The organism is Streptomyces sp. LS1784 (assembly GCF_020103755.1).
Classification (GTDB): domain Bacteria; phylum Actinomycetota; class Actinomycetes; order Streptomycetales; family Streptomycetaceae; genus Kitasatospora.
This window is the reverse complement of sequence record NZ_JAHSQD010000407.1, coordinates 1-7,427: the sequence shown is the minus strand read 5'-3', so window position 1 is coordinate 7,427 and position 7,427 is coordinate 1. Positions and strand designations below refer to the sequence as shown.

Below are 7,427 nucleotides of genomic sequence, written 5' to 3'. Positions count from 1 at the left end.
GGCTCCTCGCGCAGCGGCAGGTCGTCGCCGTCGATCTCCAGCGGGACGCCGGCCGCGCCGAGCGCCCGCCGCACGCCGGGGATGGAGCGGGCGCCGGCCCGGACGAGCACGGCCATCTCGCCCCAGGGCACGCCGTCCTCCAGGTGGGCGCGGCGCAGCAGGTCGGCGATCGAGTCCAGCTCGGCGCCGGGGGTCGGGTAGGTGTAGACCTCGACCCTCCCGCCCTCCCGGGAGGGCAGCAGGGCGCGGTGCTGGGCGAGCTTGTCGGCGGGCAGCCGGCCCATCGGCATCCGGCGGGCGACCTCCCGGGAGGCGGCGAGCAGCACGGCGCCGGAGCGGCGGGAGACCCGCAGCACCTTGACCTCGGCGGGGCTGCCGTCGGCCTGCCGGAAGGTCTGCGGGAAGTCGAGGATGCCGTTGATGTCGGCGCCGCGGAAGGCGTAGATCGACTGGTCCGGGTCGCCGACCGCGACCAGGTCGCGCCCGCCGCCGGCCAGCTGGCGCAGCAGCCGGACCTGGGAGGGGTCGGTGTCCTGGTACTCGTCGACGAAGACGACCTCGTAGCGCCGCCGCAGCTGCTCGCCGACCTCGGGGCGCTCGGCGAGCAGCACGGCGCGGTGGACGAGTTCGGCGTAGTCGAGGACGCCGCGCAGGTCGAGCACGTCGAGGTAGTCGGCCAGGAAGTGCGCGGCGGCGGCCCAGTCGGGGCGCTGGACGCCTCGGGCGAAGCGCTCCAGCTCGGCCTCGCCGAGGCCCAGTTCGCGGCTGCGGGCGAGGACGGCGCGGACCTCGTCGGCGAAGCCGCGGGTGGTCAGGCAGGCCCGCAGGTCCAGCGGCCACTCGATGCGGGTGCTGCCGAGCTTGGCGTCCTCGGCGCCGCCGGCCAGCAGTTCGCGGACCATGACGTCCTGCTCGGGGCCGGAGAGCAGCCGCAGCGGCTCGGCGTAGTCCTCCGGGTCCTGGTGGGCGCGCAGCAGGGCGTAGCAGAAGGAGTGGAAGGTGGTGGCCTGCGGGGCGGCGGCCGAGCTGCCGAGCCGGCCGGACATCCGGTCGCGCAGCTCGGTCGCGGCCTTGCGGCTGAAGGTGAGGACGAGGATCCGCTCGGGGTCGGTGCCGTCCTCGATCCGCCGGGCGACCGCCTCGACCAGCGTCGTGGTCTTGCCCGTACCGGGGCCGGCCAGGACGAGCAGCGGCCCGCCGGCGTGCTCGACCACGGCGCGCTGGTAGGCGTCCAGCACGGGCGGATCGGGCTGGACGAGCGGGCTGCGCACGAGCCGGTAGGGGGAGCTCACGAAGTGGTCCTGGGGTCGAACTGGGGCATGGCGGAGGCGGACCCGCCGGGCCCGCCCGCATCGAGCCTACGATCCTGCCCCGTCAATCCCGCTCGTGCGGCGGTTTCGCCCGGTTCTCCTCGCCGTCCCAGCGGGCCCGCCCGAGGTCGACCCGGGGCGGGTCGGCGAGTTCGCGCAGCGGGGTGCCCTCCTCGCCGTAGTGGGCGAGGGCGCGCTGTTCGTGCCCGGGCAGGAGGCGGCCGTCCGCGCGGATCACCCGCCACCAGGGCACCGAGCCGCCGTACAGTGCCATCACCCGGCCGACCTGCCGGGGGCCGCCCTGGCCGAGGTACTCGGCGACGTCGCCGTAGGTCATCACCCGGCCGGGTGGAATCCGCTCGGTCAGGTCGAGCACCAGTTCGGCGAACGGCGGCAGGGCATCCGGAAGACCGTCGTGTGTTACGTCCGTCACCTGCGGCATCCTTCCCTATGGGGGCGAACCCGCGGCACCGTGCGGCCGATCCGCCGCGCCTGATCCGCCCCCTGTCCCGCACGGGAGGCCGGGGCATGCCACCATCTTCCGGGGCGGTGAGTGGTGATACGAGGACAAGACCAGATGACCGGGACGGCTGACGTGGGCGTGGACAAGGACTCCGACGAGTCCGCTGCCGCCGTGCCGTCGGCACCCGGGAACGAGAGCGAAGGCCGGCCCGAACCGGGGCCGACGCCGGAAGTCTCCCTGATCAAGGACCGGACGATCAAGACCCCCGCACCCGCGAAGACCCCCGGACAGCCCGGCCCGCCGCCGGCCGAGACCACCACGGCCCCGGAATCCGCCGCCCCGGAACCCGCGCCCGCCGGCCCGGAGGCGCCCGCCGGACAGCCCGACGACCACGCCCCGCTGGACGAGGCCCCGCACCTGGACGTCGACGAGCCGCTGCTGGCCGCCCGCGCACACCGCCCGTCCGACCTGATCCGCTTCCTGGCCGGCGTCCTCGGGATCGTCGCCGTCTTCCTGCTGGCCGGCATCGCCACCTCGACCACCACCGGCATCGAGCAGGACATCGCCACCAACGCACCGCACTTCTCCGTGGTGTTCTCCACCATCACCGGCCTGATCTCCAGCGTCGCGGTGCTCGCGGTCCCGCTGGCCTTCGCCGTCGAGCGGCTGATCAAACGCGACGGCCTGCGGGTCGCCGACGGCGTGCTCGCCTCGGTACTGGCGTACGGCGTCTCGCTCGGCGTCGACTGGTGGGTGGCCGAAGGCGCCTCCGACAACATCCGGGAAGCGCTGACCCGGCTGCCGATGGACAGCAACGGCACCCTCACCGACCCGGTGCACGGCTACCTCGCCCCGGTGATCGCCTACATGACCGCCGTCGGCATGTCGAGCAGACCGCGCTGGCGGGTCGCCCTGTGGGTGGTGGTGGTCTTCAGCGGGATCACCGAGCTGCTCGGCGGCTACACCACCCCGCTGTCGCTGATGCTCACCGTGCTGATCGGCTGGTCCGTCGCCTACGGCACGCTGTACGCGATCGGTTCCCCCAACATCCGGCCCACCGGCCAGCACCTGATGATCGGCCTGCGCAAGGTCGGCTTCACCCCGGCCGGCGCCGTGCGCGCCCCCGACGCCCCCGGCGGCACCCGCCGCTACCACGTCATCCAGCAGGGCGGCCCCCCGCTGGACGTGCACATCATCGACCGCGAGCAGCAGGCCTCCGGCTTCTTCTACCGGGCCTGGCGACGGCTGCGGCTGCGCTCGGTCGCGGTGCGCCGCAGCCCCCAGTCGCTGCGCCAGGCGCTGGAGCAGGAGGCGCTGATCGCGTACGCGGCGGCCGCCTCGGGCGCCTGCGCACCGCAGCTGGTCGCCACCTCCGAGCTCGGCCCGGACGCCGCGATCCTGGTGTACGAGAACGTCGAGGGCTGCACCCTGGACGAGCTCTCCGACGAGGAGGTCACCGACCCGGTGATGGCCTCGATCTGGCAGTCGGTGGCCGCCCTGCACGAGCGCCGGATCGCCCACCGCCGGCTCACCGGCGAGTCGCTGCTGGTGGTGGACGAGCGGACCGGCTGCCTCGTCAACCTCTCCGGCGGCGACATCGCCGCCACCGACCTGACGCTGCGGATCGACGTCGCCCAGCTGCTCACCACCTTCGCGCTGCGGATCGGCCCGGAGCGCGCCGTCGCCACCGCCAACGCGGTGCTCGGCGCCGAGCGGGTGGCCCAGGCGCTGCCGCTGCTCCAGCCGGTCGGGATGAGCCGCTCCACCCGGGTCGACCTCGCCAAGCTCACCAAGGAGCGCAAGGCCGCCGCCCGGGCCAGGGCGCTGGAGCAGGTCGCGGCCGGCGAGCGCACCCAGCAGCAGGCCGAGGAGGACATCGCGGCGGCCGGCGAGGACCTGTTGAGCCGCATCCGCGGCCAGATCCTCCAGATCGCCCCCGAGGCCCCGATGGCCCCGGCCAAGCTGGAACGGCTGAAGCCGAAGAGCCTGATCATGGTGATCGCGCTCACCTTCGCCGCCTACCTGGCCCTGACCACCATCAAGCCCGCCCAGCTGAAGCTCTCCCAGATGAACTGGGCCTGGGCCGCGGCCGCCCTGCTCGCCGCCGCGTTCAGCTACGTCGCCGCCGCGATGAGCCTGACCGGCTTCGTCCCCGAGCGGCTGCCGTTCCGGCGCACCGTCGCCGCCCAGCTGGCCGGCTCCTTCGTCAAGCTGGTCGCGCCCGCCGCGATCGGCGGCATCGCGCTCAACACCCGCTACCTGCAGAAGGCCGGCATCCGCTCCGGCCAGGCGGTGGCCTCGGTCGGCGCCTCCCAGCTGGCGGGCCTGGCCGGGCACCTGCTGCTGCTGTTCAGCTTCGGCCTGATCACCGGCAGCCAGACCAACGGGGACCTCTCCGCCTCCCGCGCGGTGATCATCGGCGTGCTGAGCGCCGCCGTGCTCGCCCTGGTGGTGGCCGCCGTCGCCCCGCTGCGCCGGTTCGTGCTGGGCCGGCTGCGCTCGCTGTTCTTCGGCGTGGTGCCGCGGATGCTCGACCTGATGCAGACGCCCAGCAAGCTGGTCACCGGGTTCGGCGGCATCCTGCTGCTGACCCTCTCCTTCACCGCCTGCCTGGACTTCTCGGTGCGGGCCTTCGGCGGCAACATCAGCTTCTCGGCCGTCGCGGTGGTCTTCCTGACGGCCAACGCGGCCGGCTCGGCGATCCCCACCCCCGGCGGCATCGGCCCGGTCGAGGTCGCCCTGATCGGCGCCCTGACCGTCGCGGACGTCTCCCCCGCGGTCGCCACCCCGGCGGTCTTCCTCTACCGGGCGCTCACCTTCTGGCTGCCGGTGCTGCCGGGCTGGATCTCCTACAACGTGCTCCAGCGCAAGAACGCGCTCTGAGCCGCCCGGGGCGGTCCGGACCTCCCCCGCGCAAACGGGAAGGGCCCGCCGGACGGCGGGCCCTTCCACGCGGGGCGTCGGTCAGTAGACCGGCTTGTGCGGCTCGATCTGGTTCACCCAGCCGAGCACGCCGCCGCCCAGGTGGACGGCGTTGGCGAAGCCGGCGGCCTTCACCACGGCCAGCACCTCGGCCGAGCGCACGCCGGACTTGCAGTGCAGCACGATCTTCTTGTCCTGCGGCAGCTTCTCCAGCGCGTCGCCCATCAGGAACTCGTTCTTCGGGATCAGCACCGCGCCGGGGATGTTGACGATCTCGTACTCGCCGGGCTCGCGGACGTCGATGAGGTAGATGTCCTCCTCGTCGTCCTGCCACTGCTTGAGCTGCTGCGAGGTGATGGTCGAACCGGCGGCGGCGGCCTGCGCCTCCTCGGACACGACGCCGCAGAAGGCCTCGTAGTCGATCAGCTCGGTGACCGTCGGGTTCTCACCGCAGACGGCGCAGTTCGGGTCCTTGCGGACCTTCACCTGGCGGTAGTTCATCTCCAGGGCGTCGTAGATCATCAGCCGGCCGACCAGCGGGTCACCGATGCCGGCCAGCAGCTTGATCGCCTCGTTGACCTGGATCGAGCCGATGGACGCGCACAGCACGCCCAGCACGCCGCCCTCGGCGCAGGAGGGGACCATGCCCGGCGGCGGGGCCTCCGGGTAGAGGCAGCGGTAGCAGGGGCCGTGCTCGGCCCAGAACACGCTGGCCTGGCCGTCGAAGCGGTAGATCGAGCCCCACACGTACGGCTTGCCGAGCAGCACCGCGGCGTCGTTCACCAGGTAGCGGGTGGCGAAGTTGTCGGTGCCGTCCACGATCAGGTCGTAGCCGGAGAAGATCTCCATGACGTTGGAGTTGTCGAGGCGCTCCTCGTGCAGCACCACGTTGACGTAGGGGTTGATCTCCTTGACCGAGTCACGCGCCGACTCCGCCTTGGAGCGGCCGACGTCCGACTGGCCGTGGATCACCTGACGCTGCAGGTTCGACTCGTCCACCACGTCGAACTCGACGATGCCCAGCGTGCCGACACCGGCGGCGGCCAGGTAGAGCAGCGCCGGCGAGCCGAGGCCACCGGCACCGACGCACAGCACCTTGGCGTTCTTCAACCGCTTCTGCCCCGCCATGCCCACGTCCGGGATGATCAGGTGGCGGGAGTACCGGCGGACCTCGTCAACGGTGAGCTCGTCGGCCGGCTCGACCAGGGGTGGCAACGACACGGGGACTCCGATGGGTCTTGTTCGGGTGGCCAGGGCCAACCTCGGCGTTGGGTTGCTGCTCCGCCACTCGGGTGGCTCTCTAGGCCAACAGTGTCACGCCCCTGCGGTATTCCGAGACAGCCCGTCCGATGGGCGAGACGGGCGGCACCGGATCGTGGAACCGGCGGCGGGGCCCCGGAAGGCGCCCCGGGCCCGTGGTTGACGGGCCCGGGGCACCGCGCGGCGCCGTCACACCCGACAGGCCGTCTCCAGCCAGACGTCTCCCAGCGACTCCTCCAGCGGCACCTGTGTCCGCCATCCGAGACGGTCCCGGGCGGTGCGCACGTCCGCCTGCCGCCACGGCACCGGCTCGCCCGGCACCGCCCGGCCCTCCGGGCGGTGCCCCTCCGGCCGGTGCCCGGGCAGGTGGTGGCCGGGCAGGTGGTGGCCGGACAGGTGGTGGTCGCCGCCCGCCCCGGCGAGCTGCGCGGGCAGCAGGACCTGCCGGTTCTCCTCGACGATCTGCCCCTCGAAGCCCGAGGCCCGCACCAGCAGCTGGGCCGCGTCCCGGGCCCGGACGGCGTGCCCGCTGCCGATGTTGACGACCCCGGTGGCGGCCGACACCGCGGCCGCCTGGATGGCCCGGGCGACGTCCCGCACGTCCACGAAATCCCGGTATCCGGACAGGTCCGGCATCCGCACCTGGTGCTCGTCCCGCTCCAGCGCCCGCCGCAGGCCCTCGGCCAGCCGGCCGAACAGCGAGGCGGTCGGCGCCCCCGGGCCCACCACGTCGAACACCCGCAGCACCGCCGCGTCCAGCCCGGAGGCCAGCACCAGCTCCGTCCCGGCCAGCTTGGAGACCCCGTACGGGCCGACCGGCCGCGGCTCGGCCTGCTCGGAGACCGGAACCCCGCCGGGCACCGGCCCGTACTCGGCGGCCGAGCCGACGTGCACCAGCCGGGCCGGCTCCCGGCTGCGCCGGATGGCCTCGCAGACGGTCGCGACGGCCAGCGTGTTCGCCCGGATCAGGGTGCGCGAGCTGCCGTAGGTGGCGCCCGCGCAGTTGATCACCACCTGCGGCGCGACCGCGTCCAGGAACCGGGCCAGCGCGCCCGGGCTCCCGGTGGTCAGGTCGAAGCGGATGTCGGCCGAGTCGCGCCGGCCGAGCACCGCCACCTGCAACTCCTGGTCCATCAGCAGACGATCGGTGACCCGGCGGCCGATGAAGCCGTCGGCGCCCAGCAGCAGCACCCTCATCGGGGGTGTCCTTCCACGAAGCCAGTTCGTGACGACCTGGCGGACCGAATTCAACGAAGTTCAACGAACGGGACGAAGGCGGGGACCGCGAACCGGACCCCAACAACGGTCGAACGGGAGTTTGCGACGGAGGTGGACGGTGCTCAACGGTGCGAGCCGGCCCGGCCGAGCACCGCCCCGGCGTACGCCAGCAGCGCCACCGCGACGGTCCCGCCGCCCAGCAGCCAGGCCTCCGCGGCGGAGCGCCCCAGGGCGAGCGGCCCGAGCACCGCGGC

At 73.4% G+C, this 7,427-nt stretch carries 5 protein-coding genes; 1 reads left to right on the top strand and 4 read right to left on the bottom strand.

The features are described 5' to 3' along the window. On the bottom strand, positions 1-1,292 hold a 1,292-nt coding region (locus KS423_RS32800; protein WP_224283398.1), incomplete at its 3' end, for an ATP-dependent helicase. 82 nt (positions 1,293-1,374) lie between these two features. Then, a complete protein-coding gene (locus tag KS423_RS32795) occupies positions 1,375-1,752 on the bottom strand; it encodes an MGMT family protein (protein ID WP_374120070.1) in 378 nt (125 codons plus the stop codon). Positions 1,753-1,887: 135 nt separating this feature from the next. Here KS423_RS32795 and KS423_RS32790 point away from each other — a divergent pair, with 135 nt between their 5' ends. After that, positions 1,888-4,656, top strand: a complete 2,769-nt coding sequence (locus tag KS423_RS32790; protein WP_224283396.1) for a lysylphosphatidylglycerol synthase transmembrane domain-containing protein — start codon at positions 1,888-1,890, stop codon at positions 4,654-4,656. A gap of 81 nt (positions 4,657-4,737) precedes the next feature. Here the strand turns inward: KS423_RS32790 and moeZ are convergent, their stop codons facing one another. Both moeZ and KS423_RS32780 read right to left on the bottom strand, forming a co-directional pair. After that, on the bottom strand, positions 4,738-5,916 hold the full coding sequence (moeZ, locus tag KS423_RS32785) for an adenylyltransferase/sulfurtransferase MoeZ (RefSeq protein WP_224283395.1): 1,179 nt from the start codon (positions 5,914-5,916) through the stop codon (positions 4,738-4,740). Between the two features lie 228 nt (positions 5,917-6,144). Beyond that, the gene (locus KS423_RS32780) at positions 6,145-7,152 is read right to left on the bottom strand and encodes an NAD(P)-dependent oxidoreductase (protein WP_224283394.1); all 1,008 of its coding nucleotides are present in this window, start codon (positions 7,150-7,152) and stop codon (positions 6,145-6,147) included. Between the last annotated feature and the right edge of the window lie 275 nt (positions 7,153-7,427).

What these genes read in the sequence shown, in the direction of transcription:
- KS423_RS32795 (WP_374120070.1), bottom strand. Translation starts at nt 1,752, where the DNA reads ATGCCGCAGGTGACGGACGTAACACACGACGGTCTTCCGGATGCCCTG.
- KS423_RS32790 (WP_224283396.1), top strand. Translation starts at nt 1,888, where the DNA reads ATGACCGGGACGGCTGACGTGGGCGTGGACAAGGACTCCGACGAGTCC.
- KS423_RS32780 (WP_224283394.1), bottom strand. Translation starts at nt 7,152, where the DNA reads ATGAGGGTGCTGCTGCTGGGCGCCGACGGCTTCATCGGCCGCCGGGTC.